General features: G+C 68.5%; 19 protein-coding genes. 11 read left to right on the forward strand and 8 right to left on the reverse strand.

All coding sequences use genetic code 11. The annotated features are described in order from the left end of the window. Nucleotides 1–8: 8 nt before the first annotated feature. On the reverse strand, nucleotides 9–1,181 hold the full coding sequence (locus tag C5E05_RS05345) for a cell wall metabolism sensor histidine kinase WalK (RefSeq protein ID WP_104241932.1): 1,173 nt from the start codon (nucleotides 1,179–1,181) through the stop codon (nucleotides 9–11). A 173-nt stretch (nucleotides 1,182–1,354) separates the two neighbouring features. Between C5E05_RS05345 and phoU the strand changes: the two genes are divergently transcribed. Continuing rightward, nucleotides 1,355–2,056: a phosphate signaling complex protein PhoU gene (gene phoU, locus C5E05_RS05350; protein ID WP_104241934.1), complete on the forward strand. Its 702-nt coding sequence runs from the start codon at nucleotides 1,355–1,357 to the stop codon at nucleotides 2,054–2,056. Between the two features lie 137 nt (nucleotides 2,057–2,193). On the opposite strand, the gene C5E05_RS05355 is transcribed toward phoU, so the two are convergent. Next, nucleotides 2,194–2,943: a phosphoglyceromutase gene (locus tag C5E05_RS05355; protein WP_104241936.1), complete on the reverse strand. Its 750-nt coding sequence runs from the start codon at nucleotides 2,941–2,943 to the stop codon at nucleotides 2,194–2,196. 72 nt (nucleotides 2,944–3,015) lie between these two features. Here C5E05_RS05355 and C5E05_RS05360 point away from each other — a divergent pair, with 72 nt between their 5' ends. Further along, nucleotides 3,016–3,828, forward strand: a complete 813-nt coding sequence (locus C5E05_RS05360) for a bifunctional 2-polyprenyl-6-hydroxyphenol methylase/3-demethylubiquinol 3-O-methyltransferase UbiG (protein ID WP_104307086.1) — start codon at nucleotides 3,016–3,018, stop codon at nucleotides 3,826–3,828. 29 nt (nucleotides 3,829–3,857) lie between these two features. Here the strand turns inward: C5E05_RS05360 and C5E05_RS05365 are convergent, their stop codons facing one another. The 4 genes from C5E05_RS05365 to C5E05_RS20450 all read right to left on the reverse strand — a co-directional run bounded on the left by C5E05_RS05365 (nucleotide 3,858) and on the right by C5E05_RS20450 (nucleotide 7,245). Beyond that, nucleotides 3,858–4,928: an FUSC family protein gene (locus C5E05_RS05365; protein ID WP_104241939.1), complete on the reverse strand. Its 1,071-nt coding sequence runs from the start codon at nucleotides 4,926–4,928 to the stop codon at nucleotides 3,858–3,860. A gap of 2 nt (nucleotides 4,929–4,930) precedes the next feature. Then, nucleotides 4,931–6,136, reverse strand: coding sequence for a folate-binding protein YgfZ (locus C5E05_RS05370; protein ID WP_104341335.1), 1,206 nt, complete (start codon nucleotides 6,134–6,136; stop codon nucleotides 4,931–4,933). Continuing rightward, nucleotides 6,129–6,740, reverse strand: a complete 612-nt coding sequence (locus tag C5E05_RS05375; RefSeq protein ID WP_104242161.1) for an FABP family protein — start codon at nucleotides 6,738–6,740, stop codon at nucleotides 6,129–6,131. The genes C5E05_RS05370 and C5E05_RS05375 overlap by 8 nt, the downstream gene beginning before the upstream one ends. A 214-nt stretch (nucleotides 6,741–6,954) precedes the next feature. Further along, a complete protein-coding gene (locus tag C5E05_RS20450) occupies nucleotides 6,955–7,245 on the reverse strand; it encodes a hypothetical protein (RefSeq protein ID WP_228496617.1) in 291 nt (96 codons plus the stop codon). 81 nt (nucleotides 7,246–7,326) lie between these two features. On the opposite strand from C5E05_RS20450, the gene C5E05_RS20455 reads away from it, so the two are divergent. The 9 genes from C5E05_RS20455 to pstB all read left to right on the forward strand — a co-directional run bounded on the left by C5E05_RS20455 (nucleotide 7,327) and on the right by pstB (nucleotide 17,674). Further along, nucleotides 7,327–8,046 (forward strand): winged helix family transcriptional regulator, encoded by a 720-nt coding sequence (locus C5E05_RS20455; RefSeq protein ID WP_228496618.1) that lies wholly within the window; start codon nucleotides 7,327–7,329, stop codon nucleotides 8,044–8,046. A gap of 8 nt (nucleotides 8,047–8,054) precedes the next feature. Beyond that, a complete protein-coding gene (mshD, locus tag C5E05_RS05385; protein WP_104341337.1) occupies nucleotides 8,055–8,924 on the forward strand; it encodes a mycothiol synthase in 870 nt (289 codons plus the stop codon). Nucleotides 8,925–9,051: 127 nt separating this feature from the next. Then, nucleotides 9,052–11,181, forward strand: a complete 2,130-nt coding sequence (locus C5E05_RS05390; RefSeq protein ID WP_228496619.1) for an RNA degradosome polyphosphate kinase — start codon at nucleotides 9,052–9,054, stop codon at nucleotides 11,179–11,181. Nucleotides 11,182–11,185: 4 nt separating this feature from the next. After that, entirely contained in the window at nucleotides 11,186–12,145 is a 960-nt protein-coding gene (locus C5E05_RS05395) for an NUDIX hydrolase (protein ID WP_104241947.1), read from the forward strand. Between the two features lie 146 nt (nucleotides 12,146–12,291). Then, on the forward strand, nucleotides 12,292–13,374 hold the full coding sequence (locus C5E05_RS05400; protein WP_104341338.1) for a phosphate ABC transporter substrate-binding protein PstS: 1,083 nt from the start codon (nucleotides 12,292–12,294) through the stop codon (nucleotides 13,372–13,374). 149 nt (nucleotides 13,375–13,523) lie between these two features. After that, the gene (locus C5E05_RS05405; protein ID WP_104241951.1) at nucleotides 13,524–14,621 is read left to right on the forward strand and encodes a phosphate ABC transporter substrate-binding protein PstS; all 1,098 of its coding nucleotides are present in this window, start codon (nucleotides 13,524–13,526) and stop codon (nucleotides 14,619–14,621) included. A 124-nt stretch (nucleotides 14,622–14,745) separates the two neighbouring features. Next, nucleotides 14,746–15,735 carry a phosphate ABC transporter permease subunit PstC gene (pstC, locus tag C5E05_RS05410; protein WP_104241953.1) on the forward strand — a complete coding sequence of 330 codons (990 nt, stop codon included), beginning with the start codon at nucleotides 14,746–14,748 and terminating at the stop codon, nucleotides 15,733–15,735. Next, complete coding sequence (gene pstA / locus C5E05_RS05415) at nucleotides 15,735–16,847, forward strand: phosphate ABC transporter permease PstA (protein ID WP_104241955.1); 1,113 nt, start codon at nucleotides 15,735–15,737, stop codon at nucleotides 16,845–16,847. The genes pstC and pstA overlap by 1 nt, the downstream gene beginning before the upstream one ends. A gap of 47 nt (nucleotides 16,848–16,894) precedes the next feature. Then, nucleotides 16,895–17,674, forward strand: a complete 780-nt coding sequence (pstB, locus tag C5E05_RS05420; RefSeq protein ID WP_104241957.1) for a phosphate ABC transporter ATP-binding protein PstB — start codon at nucleotides 16,895–16,897, stop codon at nucleotides 17,672–17,674. A gap of 980 nt (nucleotides 17,675–18,654) precedes the next feature. On the opposite strand, the gene C5E05_RS05430 is transcribed toward pstB, so the two are convergent. Both C5E05_RS05430 and C5E05_RS05435 read right to left on the reverse strand, forming a co-directional pair. Further along, nucleotides 18,655–19,671, reverse strand: a complete 1,017-nt coding sequence (locus C5E05_RS05430; RefSeq protein ID WP_104341339.1) for an L-idonate 5-dehydrogenase — start codon at nucleotides 19,669–19,671, stop codon at nucleotides 18,655–18,657. A 47-nt stretch (nucleotides 19,672–19,718) separates the two neighbouring features. Next, nucleotides 19,719–20,483: an SDR family oxidoreductase gene (locus C5E05_RS05435; RefSeq protein WP_104341340.1), complete on the reverse strand. Its 765-nt coding sequence runs from the start codon at nucleotides 20,481–20,483 to the stop codon at nucleotides 19,719–19,721. Between the last annotated feature and the right edge of the window lie 49 nt (nucleotides 20,484–20,532).

The raw sequence follows: 20,532 nt of genomic DNA on the forward strand, positions 1-20,532 counted from the left end.
GACGCGTCTCAGGCTGAGCGGCGCTCGGTGAAGCGCTGCAGGTCGATCTCCGCGACGACGGAATCGGCGGAGGGGAGGCGAACCGTGAACGTCGATCCCTTCCCGGGCTGCGACCAGACGCGCACGTCGCCGCCGTGGTTCTCGGCCACGTGCCGCACGATGCTCAGGCCGAGGCCCGTGCCGCCGGTGCGTCGGGAACGGGCCTGGTCGACGCGGAAGAAGCGCTCGAAGATGCGCCCCTGATCCTCCGGGGCGATGCCGATGCCCTGGTCTGAGATGGCGACCTCGACGGTGTCGTCGACGAGTCGCGTGCCGATCCCCACCCGCGAGTTCGGCGACGAGTACTGGACCGCGTTGGACACGAGGTTCGTGAAGCACATGAGGAGGTGAGCCCGCTCGCCGTAGACGAACGCATCCACGTCGTCGCCGAGCACGATGTCGACGCCGGCCACCTCGGCGGGCACGCGCGACTGGTCGACGGCGAGCGAGAGGATCTCGTGGATCGAGAGGAGCTCCGGGTCTGCGAGGGAGTCGCTCGACTGCAGCCTGGACAGCTCGATGAGCTCGTTGGTGATCGAGGCGAGGCGCAGGCTCTCCTTGCTGAGCCGCCCCGTGAAGTACTTGACCTGCTCCACGTCACCCGCAGACTCTGCGATGGCCTCTGCGAGCAGCGTGACCGCGCCGATGGGGGTCTTGAGCTCGTGACTCACATTGGCCACGAAGTCCCGGCGCACGCTCTCGACGCGAAGCGCCTCCGTGCGATCCTCCGCGAGCACCAGGAAGAACCGCGTCGAGAGGGGCGCCGCACGCACCCTCACGTGGATCTCCGAGCGCCCGAAGGGGCCACGGGCGATCTCGAGGTCCTTGGTGACCGCCTCGCCCTGACGCCTCGCCTCATCCACGACGGCCCCGACACGCTCGTCGAGGCGCCCGCCGGCACGGACGAGCCCCTTCGACGTAGCCCCCGGGGAGGACTGGTAGACGTTCCTGGACGGGTCGGTGACGATCACGATCGAGTCGAGGGCGCCGAGCAGATGCTCGATGCCCTCGGGGAGGCGGGGGGAGAATGCAGCTCTTGCCTTTGCCTGACGTACCGAGGCGACGTGGAGCAGCCAGACAAAACCTGCACCCAAGAGGAAGCCGAGTACGATCGCAAGGACCACTGCGACGGACGAGTCCATGTGCCCAGCATATGGGCCAGCGGACTCGACACCCGTCGTACACGAGTCGGTTACCTTGGCTCCGTAGAATCGCCCGTGAGAGCAGAGTCACTCCCAGAGGGACTGGGCGACCGGTCTGCCCAGAAACGCGGGCAGCGGCACATCGCCCGTTGCCACGAAACAAGAGGATAAACATGCGCGAAGTTTTCCAGCAGGAACTCGCTGAGGTCAGCAACGGCCTCGTGGAGATCGCCCGCCACGTCGAGTCCGCCATGCAGCGCGCCGCCGTTGCGTTCACCACCTCCGATGTCGCCCTCGCCGAGCAGGTCATCTCCGACGATGCCCGCATCGACGAGCTCGCCATCGCCCTCGATGAGCACACCATCGAGATCATCGCCCGCCAGTCACCCGTCGCGCGCGACCTGCGCCTCGTCGTGAGCGCGCTGCGCATCAGCTCCTCGCTCGAGCGCATGGGCGACCTCGCGGCGCACATCGCGGCGCTCGCTCGCTACCGCTTCCCCGGCGGTGTCGGCCCGAACACGCTTCGTCCCGTGTTCGCCGAGATGAGCCGCCTCGACGTGGCCGTCGCCCGTCAGCTCGTCGCCCTGCTCGACGCGGGCAACGACGAGGAGACGAACCGCATCGCCGACGAGATCAAGGCGAGCGACACGCAGATCGACGACCTGCACCGCAGCACGTTCGACGCGCTCCTGTCCGACGACATCCAGGCGCAGAGCGTCGAGGTCGTCGACGCGACGCTCGCGAGCCGCTACTTCGAGCGCTTCGCCGACCACGCGGTCTCGATCGCACAGAAGGTGCAGTACCTGACCAGCGGCGAGTGGATGCAGGAGAAGGAGCCCTCCACTCCGGTCGCCCCGGTCACCCCCGGCGCCTAGGCGTCTCGGGTCCTCAGGTCCGGGCGTGACAGCCCGAGGGTGAAAAACGGCCCGGCTCTGAGCAGCAGCAGAACGGCGGATGCTCCAGGAGATTCTCCTGGAGCATCCGCCGTTCTGCTGTTCAGCGAGGCCCGGTGCTACTTGCCCTGCGACGCGACCGCGGCAGCTCCTGCGGCTGCTGCCTCCGGGTCGAGGTACTCGCCCTTGCCGAGGACTTCGTGCGTCTCGGGGTCGAAACGGTAGACCAGGGGCATGCCGGTCGGGATGTTCACGGCGGCGATGTCGTCGTCGCTGATGCCCTCGAGGTGCTTCACGAGCGCACGCAGGCTGTTGCCGTGGGCGGCCACCATGACGGTGCCGCGCTTCACGAGCGTCGGCAGCACCTCCTCTTCCCAGTACGGGAGGAAGCGAACGAGGACGTCCTTTAGGCACTCCGTGCGGGGCAGCTCATCGCCGAGGTCCGCGTAGCGCTCGTCGTGCGCCTGCGAGAACTCGCTGCTGTCGTCGAGGGCGGGCGGCGGCGTGTCGTACGAGCGGCGCCACTCCATGAACTGCTCCTCGCCGTACTGGTCGCGGACCTGAGCCTTGTCCTTGCCCTGCAGGTCGCCGTAGTGGCGCTCGTTGAGGCGCCACGTGCGCTCGACGTCGATCCAGCCGCGGCCGGCTTCCTTCAGCGCGAGGTTCGCGGTGTCGATCGCGCGCGTGAGCAGCGACGTGTAGAGCACGTTGGGCTTGAGGCCGGACTCGCGGATGAGGCGGCCCGCGCGGGCACCCTCTTCGCGGCCCTGCTCGGTGAGCTCAACATCCACCCAGCCGGTAAAGAGGTTCTTCTCGTTCCATTCGCTCTGTCCGTGACGGACCAGGATGAGGGTCAGCGCTTCAGTCATGGTCCAAGCGTACCGAGTGGGGGTGACCCGCGTGCGACGGCGAGGAGACCGAAGCTGAAATAGTCTCGTCGCATGCCATTGGGTCGACTCACACGCGGAACGACGGGAACGAACCGCCTGCGGAGAGTCGACCGCTGGATCGCGGAGCACCCCGCGCTGCAGTCCGCCCCGCGCCCGCTTGTCGTCGACCTGGGCTACGGGGCGAGCGGCGCGACGGCATTCGAGCTGGCGGATCGCCTCCGACGGGCCTCTCCCGAGGTGCGAGTGCACGGCCTCGAGATCGACCCGGGGCGCGTGGCGCTCGCCAGAGCGCAGCTCGCCGATCGGCCAGAGCTCGCGGGCCGAGTGAGCTTCGCCGTCGGTGGCTTCGAGGTGCCGACTCCCGGCGGCGAGCAGCCGAGTGTCATCCGAGCCATGAACGTGCTGCGGCAGTACGACGAGTCGGAAGTCGCCGAGGCCTGGGCCCGGATGACCGGTCGACTCGCGCCAGGCGGCCTGCTCGTCGAGGGAACGTGCAACGAGGTCGGCCGCGTATCGTCCTGGATCGGCGTCGACGCGGCCGGACCTCGGACGTTCACGGTCTCGCTGCACACCGCCAGTCTCGAGTCTCCGCTCGTGGTTGCCGAACGGCTGCCGAAGGCCCTCATCCACCGCAACGTGCCTGGCGAAGGCGTGCACGAGTACCTGAAGGCGCTCGACGACGCCTGGCAGCGGGAGGCCCCACGACAGACGTTCGGCGCGAGGCAGCGCTTCATCGCCGTGTGCGAGCGGATGCGCGCGGCCGGCTGGCCGCTCGCCGACTCGCGGAAGCGCTGGCGCCTCGGCGAGATCACGGTCTCGTGGGACGCCGTTGCCCCCGCCTCCGGCGCGCTCGCACCCTCGTAGTCCGCGCGTCGGGGGCCACGGCGCGGCGACTAGTGGACCTCGGGGAGGGCCGTGCGAGCGGCCTCCGCCTCCATGCCGCTCGCGATGAGCAGGTCGACGACGAGGGGCCTGCACTGCATGAGCAGCACCGAGTCGCCGAGCTGCGCTCCGTGCAGGTGCTCCGGCTCCAGCCTGGCCGCCGCGATGAGCAGCGTCTGGCGCGACTGGTGGAGCATCGCGTCGTCGTCGAGACCGAGCTGCAGCTCGAGCATCCCCGACTGGATGTCGCCGAGGAGATCGGCGAGCTCCTCGCGGTGGCGACCATCCCACGACAGCGACCAGGCACGCCGCGCGACTACCCGGAGATTGCGCGTGGCGAGGTCGATGCTCGTTCGCAGTTCCGCCATCCGCTCGACCCTCCCGCGATGGTGGCGCATGAACGGCGAGATCCGGGCGATGGATGCGGCGCTCTCGAGCTCGGTCGACCAGGCGTCGAGCGTGGCCTGCGTCATGCGCAGCTCCTCGAGCGCAGCGAGGCCTGCGTCGCTGTCTCCCCTGCGCAGGGCCTGCGAGATATCGCCGAGCGCCTGGGCGAGCGCGCCGATGAGCCCCTTGGCCTCGTTCTTCGCGAGCGCCGACGCGTTGCGCGGGATGAGCGCGGTCGCCGCGATGGCCACCGCTCCCCCGATGACCGCGTCGAGGAGGCGCGAGTACTCGCCGACGCCCTGGACGGGGATGAGCTGCACCAGCGACGCCTGCACGGCGGCGCCGATCGCGAACCCGGGGCTCGGGTGCACGAGCCGCGCGAGCAGGAGCACGACCGCGAGGACGACGGTCACCTGCCACACGCCGCGCCCGAAGAGCAGGAGCGAGAGGTTGGAGAGCAGCACCCCGAAGGTGATGCCGAGCGCCGTGTCGAAGACACGACGCGGGCGGGCGTCGCGCTGCAGGCCGAGGCTCGTGATCGCGACCGTCACGGCGAGGAACGGGATGGGATGCCCGAGCCCCCAGTGCGCGATCGCGTAGGCGGCGAAGGCCGCCGCCGTGATCTGCAGCACCGCCGGAAGCGAGGCCCGCAGACGGGCGAACGCGGCCCCGACGCCAGCCGCCGGAGCCGACATGTCTACTGCCCGCGACGCTCGAGGCGCGGCAGGCGGGGCACGTCTGCCGCGCGGCCAGCCGTCGGCGACACGATCGTCGTCGCGCTCGCCGAGACCTGCTGCCCGTCGGCGAGCTCCACGACCAGCGAGGCGTCTTCCGCGAGCGAGCGCTTCACGAGCGCCAACGCGATGGGGCCGTCCTCGTGATGGATCGCGACCGAGCTGATGCGTCCGACCGTCTGCGCCTTGGCGTCGCCCTCGACCGAAAGCGTGCTGCCGGCCACGGGAAGCTCGCCGAGCGAGCCGTCCAGGTCGAGGAGGACGATCCTGCGCGGCGGACGACCGAGGAAGTGGACCTTCGCGACCGTCTCCTGCCCGCGGTAGCAGCCCTTCTCGAGGTGGACGGCGCTGCGGAGCCAGTCGAACTCGTGCGGGATCGCCCTCGAGTCGACCTCAGCCCCGAGGCGGGGACGGAGCGCCGCGATGCGGAGCGCCGCGAACGCGTGCATGCCTGCGACGGGCAGCTCGCCCGCCAGTGCGCGGTCGACGAGCCCCTGCAGGCTCGCGCGCTCGAGGACATGCAGCTTCACCGGGAAGTCGGCTCCGGGGTGCGCGTCGACCGCGCCGTCGGCGGGGATGACCGGGAACTGCGAGTAGCTCCAGCCGTGTGCGGGAGGAGTGGCCCACGGGTCGTTCCAGACGAGCGGCGTGCCGTTGGGGGCCGCCGCACCGAGGTCGAGCTGGCCGAGCGTCGCGACGACCGCGAACTGGTCCGTGACCTCGGCGACCTGCACGTCGAGGAGGAACCGCATCCGGTTCAGCCAGGCCGCGAACACGGGAGCCGACTCGCGCTCGGTGATGAGCCAGGTCGCCGTACCGTCGTCGAGCACGGCAGCGCCGTGCTCGATGTGCCCCTGGATGTCGAGGAGCAGCGTCTCAGCACTCTGCCCGGGCTCGAGGGTCGTGAGCCGCTGCGAGGTGAGCGAGTCGAGCCAGGTGAGCCGGTCGGCACCCGTGAGGCGGATGACACCGAGGTGCGAGGCATCCACGATGGAGCGGCCCGCTGCGAGCTCACGCTGGTCGGCCGTCACCTGCCCGTAGTGCCAGGCGACACCCGCGTCGATGCCGACGCCCTCCACCGCGCCGGGGAGCGCGAGGAAGGGCGAACGGTACGGCTGAGGCTCGTCGGCGACAGACGAGGGCTCGTTCGAGACGGGGTGCTCAGTCAAGCTTGGCCAGCTTCGCCGACGCGTGGGTCGCGAGCTCCTGGCCGAGGGCGGCGATGTCCCAGGCCCACAGCAGCTCCCCCGCCACGTAGCCGTACATGCGGGTGGACGCGGTGAACTCCTTCGCGCCGGGCGCGAGCAGGACTTCCTCGGTCTTCAAGTCGATTCGCGGCCCGCGCGCGCTGCCGCTGTAGCGCTCGAGGAGTCCGGTCGGGTGCACGATGGAGACCTCGAGCGGGAACGCCTGCTCGTCGTCGCGGAGCCCCTCGACGCCGTCCGCATCGGTGATGGTGGCGGGGGCCGTCGGGGGAAGGTAGCCGGGACCGACATCGCCGTCGTCCCTCGTGCGCGCCAGCCGCCAGAATCCGGTTTCGCCCGTGAGCGGCACCTGCACGGGCTCGTCGCCCGTGCCCTCCTCGAGCCACAGCTGCGCGGAGTAGTTGAGGTAGGGAAGGCCGTCGTGGCTGAAGCTCACACGTTGGCGGAAGGCCTGCTCGCGCACTTCCTCGCCCACCTTGTACTCGACGTGGCCAGTGCCCTCCCACACGCCGAGCAGCCAGGAGAGCGGCACGATCTCGGGAGGGAGGTCAGTTGGGATGTCGTACACCATCGGGGGTTTCCTCTCGATCCAGCAGCTGCGGCGCCCTACGGGGGCTGGCTAGTTCTGACCCTTGAAGAGGTTCTTCAGCACAACCACGGAGACGAAGCTGATGGCGATGAGCGCGAGCACCAGCAAGCCGGTGAAGATGATTTCGATAACAAGCACGGTGTCCATGCCGTCCATCCTAGCCATTGCGGCCGCGCGCGAAGGGCGGCGCGGTTCAGCTGTGACTCGGTGTTCCGACGACCGCGTCGCCGCCGAGCATCGCGAAGCCGAGCGATGCGACGCCAAGCACGACCAGGGCTCCGACCAGGCTGAGACTCATCCGCATGATGAACCCGTCGCTCTCCTGCAGGCGCAGCTGCAGGAGGCAGGTCAGGCAGATGAGCGTGAGCATGAGGATGCTCACCCAGACCAGGTGCCGCGAGGGATCCGCGAGGATCGCAACGCCGAACACTCCGACCACTGCAGCCAGCCAGACGATGCCGATGCTCACTCGTTCGCGGGTCATTGCCCCATTGTGCACGCTGGAGCTGTCCCGAGGGTGCGTAGACTAGCCAGCGAGTCCGACCAAACATCGAGGAGGCCACATTTGGCAGACGTCCTCTTGTTCAGCGCCGGCGGCGTCGAGCACGCTCTCCCTTCCCTCACACTTCTGGCGCACCGCGTCCGGGTGCTCCCACCGACCGCGTCAGCCCTCGCATCCGCTCCCCAGGCGGACGCGAACATCATCGATGGCACGAGCGACCTCCCGAGCGCGAAGCGCCTGTGCGGCGTGCTCAACACGATCGAGTCGTCCGTTCCCGTGCTGCTCGCCATCACGGAAGGCGGCCTCCCCGCCATCTCCTCCGACTGGGGCATCGGCGACGTCATCCTGCGAACGGCTGGGCCGGCCGAGGTGGATGCGCGCATCCGTCTCCTCCGCCCCCAGGCGGCGGTCGAGGAGCCGAGCGGCACGATCGCCATCGGTCCGTTGACGATCGACGAGCACAGCTACACGGCCAGGTATCGAGGGCGCACCCTCGACCTGACGTTCAAGGAGTTCGAGCTGCTGCGGTATCTCGCCTCGCACCCCGACCACGTGTTCACGCGTGAGCGGCTGCTGAGCGAGGTGTGGGGCTACGACTACTTCGGCGGCACGCGCACGGTCGACGTGCACGTGCGACGACTGCGCGCCAAGCTCGGCGATCAGGAGAGCGTCATCGGCACGGTGCGCAACGTCGGCTACCGGCTCCTGCGCAACGGCGAAGCGGCACGGGACGAGCCGGTGCCCACCGGCGGCTCATCGCTCGACGACGCCACCACCCCCTAGGAGCACCGATGCCCGATCTCTCCACTGCCGCGTCGGCTGCGCCTCGAAGTGCGGAGGTCCGCGAACTCGCAGACGCCGCAACTGCGGCTGACGGTGTCGCCCCGTTCAACGAGGACACGCTCCTGTCGCTCGGCGAGCGGCGACTGACGGCCATCGACGATGCCGGCAGGCTCATCGCCGCGGCCCTCACGCGGGACCTCGACGACGGAACCGTCGAGGGAGAGCTCGTCGTGCATCCGGAGCACCGGCGGCGAGGCCTTGGCGGCGAGCTCTTCGACGCCGTCGCCGCTGAGGGCGAGGCCGCGCCGGTCTTCTGGGCCCACGGCAACCTGGCGGGCGCCTCCGCGCTCGCCTCCTCCCGTGGCCTCGACGCCGTGCGCACGCTCCTGAAGCTCGGTCGCCCCCTCACCGCGGCGGACGCCGAGGCGGCGCCATCCCCCGAGGGATACTCGATCTCACCCTTCACCCCCGCCGACGCCGACGACTTCCTGGCCCTGAACGCCATCGTCTTCCGCAGCCACCCAGAGCAGGGCGCACTCGACTCCCCCGGCCTCCAAGCGCGGCAGTCGACCGACTGGTTCGACGCCGACGACTTCCTCCTGCTGCGCGACGCCGACGGCACGCTGCTCGGCTACAACTGGCTCAAGCGCGAAGGCGATGAGGTCGAGATCTACGTCGTCGGCGTCGCCCCCCAGGCCGCCGGCCGCGGGCTCGGCCGAGCGCTCATGCAGGCAGGCCTCGAGCGAATGCACGCGACAGGTGCCAAGCGCACCTCCCTCTACGTCGAAGGCGACAACGACGCCGCACTCTCGCTCTACCGCTCTCTCGGCTACGAGCAGCTCTCGATCGACGTGCAGTACCGACGCACCCGTTCATGATCCGTTCGCGTGACTCTGCTGATCTTCACCGGCAGGAACCCCCGATTCCTGCAGGACAGGGACGAACTCCCGCGAGACTCGGACGACAAGACGCCGTTCCTCTCCGCACACCTGGAAGGATGACCGCATGACTATCGAACTCCGCGCCCCCGAGGCCGGTGCAGACTCGCAGGAGATGCCGCGCAGCCGCTTCGTCGACCGCGAGCTGAGCTGGCTCGCGTTCAACCAGCGTGTGCTCGAACTCGGCGAGGACCCCTCGACGCCCCTCCTCGAGCGTGCGAACTTCCTCGCCATCTTCTCGTCGAACCTCGACGAGTTCTTCATGGTGCGAGTCGCGGGCCTCAAGCGCCGCATCGCGACCGGCCTCGCCGTCCCGACCCCCGCGGGAGTTCCGCCGCAGGAGGCGCTCGACACGATCCGCTCGAAGGCCTACGAGCTGCAGAAGCGGCACGCCGCGATCTTCAACGGCAGCGTGCGCCCGGAGCTCGCCGACCAGGGTATCCACATCGTCAGCTGGGACGAGCTCTCCGACGCCGAGCGCGTCGAGCTCGGCGACCTCTTCGACGAGCAGATCTTCCCCGTGCTGATGCCGCTCGCCGTCGACCCCGTGCATCCGTTCCCCTACATCTCGGGCCTCTCCCTCAACATCTCCGTGCGGGTCTACAACCCCCGCAGCGAGAAGGAGGAGTTCGCCCGCCTCAAGGTGCCCCCCGTGCTGCCGCGCTTCTACCCGCTGCAGTCCGACCACGGCAAGGCCCGCTTCATCCTCCTCGAGGACCTCATCGCCCAGCACCTCGGGCACGTCTTCCCCGGCATGAAGATCCTCGACCACCACGCGTTCCGCCTCACCCGCAACGAGGACATGACGATCGAGGAGGACGAGACCGAGAACCTCCTGCAGGCCCTCGAGAAGGAGCTCCTGCGCCGCCGCTTCGGCCCGCCCATCCGCCTCGAGGTCTCCAACGACATGGACGACGAGACCCTCGAGCTGCTCATGACGGAGCTCGACATCACCCACAACGAGGTGTACGTCCTCCCCGGCCCCCTCGACCTCGGCGGCCTCTTCGCGCTCGGGGCGATCAACCGGCCCGACCTCAAGTACCGGACGCACGTGCCCGTCACCGCAGCCGCCTTCCGGACGTCCGAGAGCGACGAGAAGGCCGACATGTTCGGCGCCATCGCCCGCCGCGATGTGCTCGTGCAGCATCCATACGAGGCGTTCTCGACGAGCGTGCAGGCCTTCCTCGAGGTCGCCGCAGCCGACCCGAACGTGCTCGCCATCAAGCAGACCCTGTACCGCACCTCCGGCGACAGCCCCATCGTCAACGCCCTCATCAAGGCCGCGGAATCGGGCAAGCAGGTGCTGGTCCTCGTCGAGATCAAGGCACGCTTCGACGAGCAGAACAACATCGTCTGGGCTCGCAAGCTCGAGAAGGCCGGCGTGCACGTCGTCTACGGCACCGTCGGGCTCAAGACCCACTGCAAGCTGCTGCAGGTCATCCGCAAGGAAGACAACGAGCTCAAGATGTACAACCACATCGGCACCGGCAACTACAACCCGAAGACGAGCCGCATCTACGAGGACCTCGGGCTCTTCACGTGCAACGAGAAGATCTCCCGCGACATCACGCGCCTCTTCAACCAGCTCTCCGGCTACGCCATCGAGCGCAAGTTCACGCGCCTCCTCGTCGCCCCCATGCACCTCCGCCCCGGCCTCCTCAACCTCATCGACAAGGAGCGCAAGAACGCGCTCGACGGCAAGCCGAGCCGCATCCGCATCAAGGTCAACTCGATGGTCGACGAGGAGATCATCGACGCGCTCTACCGCGCCAGCCAGGCTGGCGTTCCCGTCGACATCTGGGTGCGCGGCATCTGCGGCCTCCGCCCCGGCGTCCCCGGCCTCAGCGAGACCATCCGAGTGCGCTCCGTCGTCGGGCGCTACCTCGAGCACTCCCGCATCTTCTGCTTCGCGAACGACGGCGACGAGCGCGTGTTCATCGGCTCAGCCGACATGATGCACCGCAACCTCGACCGCCGCATCGAAGCGCTCGTGCGCATCACCGACGAGAACCACGCGGCAGACATCGGCGGCATGTTCGACCTCGCGATGGCCGACACCACCGCGACCTGGCACCTCGGCTCCGACGCCGAGTGGATCCGCCACGCCAGGGACGAGAACGGCGACCGGCTCACCGACCTGCACGACGAGATGATGCGACGCATCAGCAAGCGTCGCAGGCCGACGACGCTGGCCTAGCCGCATGACGATCGACATCCCTGCCGCCTCGCGCACCGTCTACGCGGCAGGCGCTGTGCTGTGGCACGAAGATATCGCCGACGACAAGCTCAAGGTGCTCATCATCCACCGCGGGCGGCATGGCGACTACTCCCTCCCCAAGGGCAAGGTCGACCCCGGAGAGACGCTCCCGGAGACGGCCGCCCGAGAGGTGGAAGAGGAGACCGGCTACCGGGCGACCCTCGGCGCACCCCTCGGGTACGTCGAGTACGTCATGCCGAATGGCAGGCCCAAGGAGGTGCACTACTGGACCGCCGAGGTCGACGACGCCGCGTACGAGGGGCATGTCTTCGAGCCGAACGACGAGGTCGACGGCATCGACTGGGTATCGCTCAAGAAGGCCAAGAAGCTCCTCAGCTACGACCGAGACCGCGAAGTGCTCGAGATCTTCGCCGACCGGTACCGGCGCGGGCTGCACCGCACCTTCGCGATCCTCGTGCTCCGCCACGCGACGGCCGTGCCCCCGCAGTCGTGGCCGGGCGACGACGACTCGCGCCCCATCACGGCCCGAGGATTGGAGCAGGCAGAGACGGTCGTGCCCATCCTCCGCTCGTTCGGCCCGGAAGCGGTCATCACCTCGAATGCCGTCCGCTGCCGCTCGACCGTGGCCCCCATCAGCTCACTGCTCGACCTGACCCCCCAGGTCGAGCGCAGCATCGCCCAGGGCTCGTACACGAAGGACGAGGAAGAGCTCGACGAGGTGGTGCGCAAGCTCATCTCGAGACGGCGCAGCACGGTCATCTGCAGCCACTCCCCCGTCATGCCCGCCATCATCCGCTCCATCGCCCTGCACACGGCGACGCGCCCGAGCTCCCTCGCGCGCCACGCCATGCTGTCGACCGGAGAGTGCTCCGTCATCCACGTCCCCGTCAACCACCCGCGAGCGGGCGTCGTCGCGGCGGAGACGCACGGACCGATCACCTGATCCGCGGCGGCGGATGCGAGCTCTCGCACCCGCCTCCGTTCACCTGCGCGTCACGTCGCGTCCACTTCTCGTCCATACTGATTCAGGCCCTAGTTCGATCCCGGTCGACCCGGGCTCGCCTGACCCCTGATGGCAGAAGGATCTCGATGCACCACTCCCGAGCACTCGCCGCCCTGGCGCTCCTCGCAACCACCGCCCTCGTGACCAGCGGATGCGCGCTCAACGAGATCTCGGTCAGCAAGGATCCGCGGTCGCAGCACCTCGACGGCGTGCTGAGCGCATCCGGTGCGTCATCGCAGGGCGTCGCGCAGACGGCCTGGATCGCAGGCTTCTACCCCATCGAGCCGGATGTGCGCGTCAACTACGCGGGCGGCGGCTCCGGCGCGGGCCGCTCCGACTTCCAGAACGGCACCTCGGCCTTCATCGGCTCGGACCGCGCGTTCGACATCGACGAAATCGAGGAAGGCCCGTTCCGCGCCTGCGCAGACGGCAGCGACCTCGTCGAGATCCCCGCCTACATCTCGCCCATCGCCGTCGCGTTCGCGCTCGAGGGAGTCGACGAGCTGCGACTCGACGCGGCGGCCATCGCCGGCATCTTCTCCGGCGACATCGACTCGTGGGATGCCCCGGAGATCGCGGCCCTCAACCCGGACACGGCCCTCCCCGCGCTCGCCATCACGCCCGTGCACCGTTCCGACAAGTCGGGCACGACTGGCAACTTCACGGCGTACCTCGATGAGGCAGCTGGCGACGCCTGGAGCTACGGCGAGGTCGACGAGTGGCCCGTGAACAGCGGCGAGGCCGCCCAGGAGAGCGCAGGCATGCAGCAGGCCCTGCGCGCCAACGGCACGATCGGCTACATGGATGCGTCCGCCGCCGACGGCCTCACGACCGCCTCCGTCGAGACGGGCGGCGAGTTCGTGCCGTTCTCGCCAGAAGCGGCCGCCGCGGTTGTCGACAACTCCACCATCGAAACGGGACGCGCTCCGACCGACCTCGCGTTCGAGCTGAACCGAACGACGCCTGGCGTCTACCCGATCGTGCTCGTCTCGTACCTGATCGGCTGCGCCGAGTACGCCGACAGCTCAGTCGGCACCAACGCCAAGGCCTACTTCAGCTTCGTCGTGAGCGAGGAAGGCCAGTCAGCCTCTGCAGAGGCCGCCGGCTCCGCTCCCATCTCGGATGCGCTCCGGACGCAGATCGAGCCCGTCCTGGAGCAGATGAAGTAAGCGGGAGCGGCAAGAAATCTGCGCGCATTCCCAGCCCGTTCACCCCCCGTTCACTTTCCCCGCCCCTCCTCGTCACCCTTCGCGCATAGCGTCACCGACGGATCGCAACTGATCCCAAGGAATGTCACCTGTCCCCGAAGGGAAACTCCATGAAGTTCACGCGAGTAGGCGCATCGGTCGCCATGGCCGCAATCGCCGCACTCACGCTTGCGGCTTGCGCCAGCAACGAGCCAACCGCAGCAGAGCCGGGAACCGCAGTTGAAGGTGAAGCGCAGCTCACGGGCACCCTCGCCGCGTCCGGCGCATCGTCGCAGGGCACCGCACAGACCTCCTGGATCGCCGGCTTCGCCGCCGTCCAGCCGAACATCCAGATCAACTACGCCGGCGGCGGCTCCGGCGCCGGCCGCACCGACTTCACGAACGGCACCTCGGCCTTCATCGGCTCCGACCGCGCCTTCAAGATGGAAGAGATCGAGGCAGGCGGCTTCGGCAACTGCGTCGACGGCACCGACCTCGTCGAGATCCCCGCCTACATCTCCCCCATCGCCGTCGCGTTCAACGTCGAGGGCGTCGACTCGCTCAACCTCGACCCCGCGACCCTCGCCAAGATCTTCAAGGGCGAGATCACCAACTGGAACGCCCCCGAGATCGCCGCGCTCAACGCCGGCGTCACGTTCCCCGACCTCGCCATCACGCCGGTCCACCGCTCCGACACGTCCGGCACGACGGGCAACTTCACGTCGTACCTCGTCGAAGCTGCCCCCGACGTGTGGACCTTCGAGGACAGCGACGACTGGCCCATCTCGGGCGGTGAAGGCGCCCAGGAGACCCCCGGTGTCCAGCAGGCACTGACCTCCGGCAACGGCACCATCGGCTACCTCGACGCATCCGCCGCCGGTGACCTCAGCACGGCAGCGATCCAGACGGGCTCCGAGTTCGTCGAGCTCTCCCCCGAGGCGGCAGCCGCCGTCGTCGACAACTCCACGCTCGAGGAAGGCCGCGCCGCGACCGACCTCTCGTTCGAGCTCGACCGCTCCGCCGAAGGCGTCTACCCGATCGTCCTCGTGTCGTACCTCATCGGCTGCGCCGAGTACACCGACCCCACTGTCGGCGCCAACGTCAAGGCCTACTTCGACTACGTGATCAGCCCTGAGGCACAGGATGCGGCCGCCGAGAACGCGGGCTCCGCGCCCATCTCGGACGACCTCCGCACCCAGGCCCAGGCCGCGGTCGACGCCATCAAGTAGTCCGCGAGCACCGAAGATCCGTTTCAGCCCGGTGCCGTGCTGTGAAAGCATGGCACCGGGCGATTCGGCTCTCATCCGCCGCTCGCCTCGTTCCACCCAATTGACTTAGGGAAACCCTCAGCAGATGACTGCAGAACTCGCCCCAGACGCGGGCACATCGGTGAAGGCGAAGTCGCGCCCGGGCGACCGCGTCTTCAGCTTCCTCTCGACGTTCTCCGGATCGCTCATCCTCGCGATCCTCGCCGCCGTGTTCTTCTTCCTGCTCTTCCAGGGGCTCCCAGCTTTCTTCCCTGATGCGGCCGAGAACAGCCACTTCGTCGCCGGAGCGACCAACCTCGCCGAGCCGGAAGCCGAAGGCAACTTCTTCTGGTACGTGCTGCCGCTCATCTTCGGAACGCTCTGGGCCTCGCTGCTCGCGCTTCTCATGGCCGTGCCCGTCGCCATCGGCGTCGCGCTCTTCATCACGCACTACGCGTCGCGCAAGCTCGCCGCCCCCCTCGGCTACGTCATCGACCTCCTCGCCGCCGTCCCCTCGGTCGTCTTCGGCCTCTGGGGTGCAACCGTGCTCGGCCCGTTCGTGCAGCCGTTCTACGTGTGGCTCAACGAGAACCTCTCCTGGCTCCCCTTCTTCCAGGGCCAGGTGTCGGCCACGGGCCGCACCATCCTGACGGCCGCCATCGTGCTCGCCGTCATGGTGCTCCCCATCGTCACCGCCCTCACCCGCGAGGTCTTCCTCCAGACGCCGCGACTCCACGAAGAGGCATCGCTCGCCCTCGGCGCAACGCGCTGGGAGATGGTCAAGATGGCCGTCCTGCCCTTCGCACGCGGCGGAATGGTCTCCTCCATCATGCTCGGCCTCGGCCGCGCCCTCGGCGAGACGATGGCCGTCGCCATGGTCCTCTCCGCGACCGGCGTGATCACCTTCCAGCTGACGTCGAACACCAACCCGTCGACGATCGCCGCCAACATCGCCCTCTCCTTCCCGGAAGCGTCGAACCTCGACATCAACGTGCTCATCGCATCCGGTCTCGTGCTCTTCGCCATCACCCTCCTCGTGAACTCCCTCGCACGATGGATCGTGAGCCGCCGCAAGGAATTCTCAGGAGCCAACTGATGACGTCAACATTGCAGAAACCAGCCCAGAACCAGACGTCTCCCGAGATGATCAACCCGCTCACTCACGGCCGCCTCCCCAAGTGGGGCCCGTACGCGATCCTCGTCGGCGGCTTCGCGCTCTCCGCAGTGATCACCCTGCTCCTCGCGGCAGGCGGCGGCGAGTTCAACTGGACCGGCTTCGCCGTCCTCGGCGCGATCTTCTATATCGCCGGCCAGTGGATCATCGCCCGCATCATCGAGGGCCCCCGCCAGGCCACGAACCGCTTCGTCACCTCGCTCGTCACCGCCGCGTTCGTGCTCGCCCTCGTGCCGCTGCTCTCCCTGCTCTTCACCCTCGTCGCGAACGGGCTCGCCCGCTTCGACATGACGTTCTTCACCTCCTCGATGGTCGGCGTCGTGACGGAAGGCGGCGGAGGCATCCACGCCATCGTCGGAACCCTCCTCATCACGCTCGTCGCGACCCTCATCTCCGTGCCGATCGGGCTCTTCACCTCGATCTACCTCGTCGAATACGGCAAGGGGCGCCTCTCCAAGGCCATCAACTTCTTCGTGGATGTCATGACCGGCGTCCCGTCGATCGTCGCCGGCCTCTTCGCCTACACGATGATCATGCTCATCCTGCAGACGCTCGGCATCCCCCTCACCAACGTGCGCACCGGACTCGCGGGCTCCATCGCCCTCACCGTGCTCATGATCCCCACCGTCGTGCGCTCCTCGGAGGAGATGATCCGCCTCGTCCCCAACGAGCTCCGCGAAGCCTCATACGCGCTCGGCGTGCCGAAGTGGCTCACGATCTCCAAGGTCGTGCTCCCCACCGCACTCGCCGGCATCACGACAGGCGTCATGCTCGCCATCTCCCGCGTCATCGGAGAGAGCGCGCCGCTGCTCATCGCCGCCGGCTTCAACATCTACATGAACTACAACATGACGCAGGGCGCCATGATGAGCCTCCCCGTCTTCGTCTACCGCTCCTACACGCAGCAGGTCGGAGCCGGCGCCGAGAACATGCTCAACCTCGCCTGGACAGGCGCACTCGTCCTCCTCATCATCGTCATGCTGCTCAACCTCGTCGCACGCATGATCACCAAGCTCTTCGCCCCCAAGGGCTAACCGGTCAGACTGACCAGGCCGACCAGCCAGGAAGTTAGGGAAACACAGTGTCCAAGCGCATCGAAGTCAACGACCTCAACGTCTACTACGACAAGTTCAAGGCCGTCGAAGACGTCTCCATGGTCATCGAACCCCGCAGCGTCACCGCCTTCATCGGCCCATCCGGCTGCGGCAAGTCGACGTTCCTCCGCACGCTCAACCGCATGCACGAGGTCATCCCGAAGGCGTGGGTCGACGGTGAGGTCCTCATCGACGGCAACAACCTCTACGGCCCCGGCGTCGACCCCGTCCTCGTTCGTCGCCAGGTCGGCATGGTCTTCCAGCGCCCGAACCCGTTCCCGACGATGTCGATCCGCGAGAACGTGCTCGCCGGCGTGAAGCTCAACAACACGAAGATCTCCAAGAGCGACGCCGACGCCCTCGTCGAGAAGTCGCTGCAGGGAGCCAACCTGTGGAAGGAGGTCAAGGACCGCCTCGACCTCCCCGGCTCCGGCCTCTCCGGCGGACAGCAGCAGCGTCTCTGCATCGCCCGCGCCATCGCCGTCTCCCCCGACGTGCTGCTCATGGACGAGCCCTGCTCGGCCCTCGACCCGATCTCGACGCTCGCGATCGAGGACCTCATCGAGGACCTCAAGACCGAGTACACGATCGTTATCGTGACCCACAACATGCAGCAGGCATCGCGTGTCTCCGACAAGACGGCGTTCTTTAACATCGCCGGCACCGGCATGCCGGGCAAGCTCATCGAGTACGACACGACGAAGACGATCTTCGAGAACCCGTCCGTCCAGGCGACGGAGGACTACGTGTCGGGCCGCTTCGGCTAGACCCGCACTCCCCCGATCCACGACTGCGGCCCCGGCGTTCATCGCCGGGGCCGCCGCCGTCGTGCTCGGCATCCGCGCGGGCGCGCGGGCGCGGCGTGCGGGCAGCGCGAGCAGCGCGAGCAGCGCGAGCAGCTGCGCCTGCACCTGCACCTGCACCTGCACCTGCACCGGCACCGGCACCGGCACCGGCATCGGCGTGCATCCTCCGGGCTCGACGCACCCTCGTCGCGCGTCTCTCGCCACGTCTCGAGATGGCTTTCGCGCATCCGGATGGGTTGCTCCCCATCCCGAAGCGTGAAAGCCATCCCGAGACCGCCGACGCGTGCGCGCACGTGCGCGAGCGCCACCCGGGCGCGGGCACGAAAGAGCGCGCGAGCGCAGATGCGTCGCCTCGGCGATCGACCCGGCGCATGCCCCTCGAACACCGCCCACAGCATTTCGGGATGGCTCTCGCGCATCCGGATGGGTTGCTTCCCATCCCGAAGCGTGAAAGCCATCTCGAGACCGCCGACGCGTGCGCGCGCGTGCGCGAGCGCGACCCGGGCGCGGGCACGAAAGAGCGCGCGAGTGCAGGTGCGTCACCTCGGCGATCGACCCTGCCTGCCGTCTCGTGGAGCATCACCGGCAGCGCTTCGGGATGGCTTTCGCGCATCCGGATGGGTTGCTTCCCATCCCGAAGCGTGAAAGCCATCCCGAGACCGCCGACGCGTGCGCGAGGGCGCGAGCCAGATTGAGCCGAGGCCGGGCGAGGCCGGGCGAGGCGAGGCCGGGCGAGGCGAGGCCGGGCGAGGGCCGCCGGCCTGCGCCGAGTCGCGGAGGCAGAAGAAAAGCCAGGCCGCAGGAACGCCTCTCGGCGGAAGGCCGCTCGCAGCGGCGAATATTGGAGCCCGGGGTTACTGCGGCCCGGCGTCGTCGAGTTTACTGGGATCGACGGCCGCTGTGCACCGTGTTGGCTGACGGCGAACAGACGGCGTGGCGGCTCAGCCCTCTGGCCAGACAGCGACGATGACCTTGCCGGACTCCTCCGAGTTCCGAGCGAGGCCGAAGGCTGTGACGGTGTCGTCGGCGTGCACCTCGTGCGTGATGACCTGCTCGATCTCGGGATGCGCGTCGAGGATGACGATCGCCTCGTCGATCTCGTCCTTGAAGCGGAACGTGCCGAAGACGCGCAGCTCCTTGGAGATGAACGGGGCGAGGTTGATGGGTCGTGGCTCGTTCGGGACCATGCCCACCTGCACGACGGTTCCCGCGGGCTTGGCCGCCGCGAACGCGCTCGACACGGAGACGGCGACGCCCGAGCATTCGAAGACCACGTCGAAGCTGTCGGCGGGCACCTGCTCGCGGCTCACGTCGATCACCTCGGCGGCTCCCATGGCGGAGGCGCGCGCGAGCGGGCCGGCGAGCACGTCGGTCGCGCTGATGTGCGCTGCGCCCTTGACGCGGGCTGCGGCGATGGTGAGGAGGCCGATGGGGCCGGCCCCCGTGACGAGCACTCGCTTGCCGGTCAGGTCTCCCGCCTTGGTGAGGGCGTGGAGGGCGACGGCGAGGGGCTCGGCGAGCACGGCGCGTCGGACCGGCAGCGTGGCTGGGAGCCTGCGGAGCATGCCGCGGTCGACGAGCAGGTACTCGCTCAGCGCGCCCTGCGTGTGCGGGGTCGTGGATGCGCTGCCCAGGTAGGCGCCGCCTGGCCAGAGGTGCGGCGAGTCCTCGAGTTCGCGGCTCGGGGTGCCGAACGTGGCGGGATGCACGGTGACGGGGGCACCGGTCGCGAACTCGTCGAGGGGATCGAGGTCGACCCTGCCGGAGAGCTCGTGACCTGGGACCAGCGGCTCCCGCACCACGAAGGCGCCGTTGGCGCCTTCGAAGTAGTAGTGGAGGTCGGAGCCGCAGATGCCGACGTAGTCGACGCGGATCCGGACCTGCCCCTCCCCCGGCTCCGGGGTGTCGACCTCGGCGAGGTCGAGTGCTTCCTTGCTTTCGATGAACGCTGCGCGCATGGTGTCTCCTGCGTGTCCTGGTGCGAGATGGTCGGCGGTGACCGGGATCAGACGACCGCGGTCATGCCGCCGTCGACGAAGATGTTCTGCCCAGACACGAAGCTCGAGGCGTCGGAGCTGAGGTAGATCAGGGTGCCCGCGAGCTCCTCGAACGCGCCCCAGCGCTGCGCCGGGGTGCGGTTGATGAGCCAGCTGTTGAACTGCTCGTCCTCGACGAGGGCTCGGTTCATCTCGGTCGCGAAGTAGCCGGGCGAGATGGCGTTGACCTGCACGTTGTGTCTGGCGAGGTCGGCCGCCATGCCCTTCGTCAGCTGGGCGACGCCACCCTTCGTGGCCGAGTACGGGGCGATCGTCTGCCTGGCGAGGAGCGACTGCACCGAGCCGATGTTGACGATCTTGCCGGAGCCGCGCTCGATCATGGCGGGGGCCAGGAACCTGGAGACGTAGAAGACGCCGCTCAGGTTGGCGGCGACGAGCGCATCCCAGTCCTCGACCTTGAACTCCGCGAACGGCGCTCGCCGCTGGAGCCCCGCGTTGTTGACGAGGATATCCGGCACCCCGTGCTCGGCGATGAGGGCCGCGATTCCGGCCTCGACGGAAGCCGCATCGGTGACATCGAAGGAGACGATGTGCGCGGGGCGTCCCGTGCGCTCCTCGAGCTCCGCGGCAGCGGTCGCGAGCGCCTCGGCGTCCCGACCGTGGAGGATGATCGTGCTGCCAGCGTCGGCGAGCGCCGTGGCGAGCGAACGGCCGAGGCCGCGCGATGACCCGGTGATGAGGGCGAGCTTGCCCGTGAGGGTGAAGAGATCCATGCTGTTCCTGCTCTGTGAGGTGGTGTCACGCAGACGGGGCGTTCCGGGT

Origin of the sequence: Pseudoclavibacter sp. AY1H1 (genome assembly GCF_002931055.1) — a bacterium.
Lineage (GTDB): Bacteria > Actinomycetota > Actinomycetes > Actinomycetales > Microbacteriaceae > Pseudoclavibacter.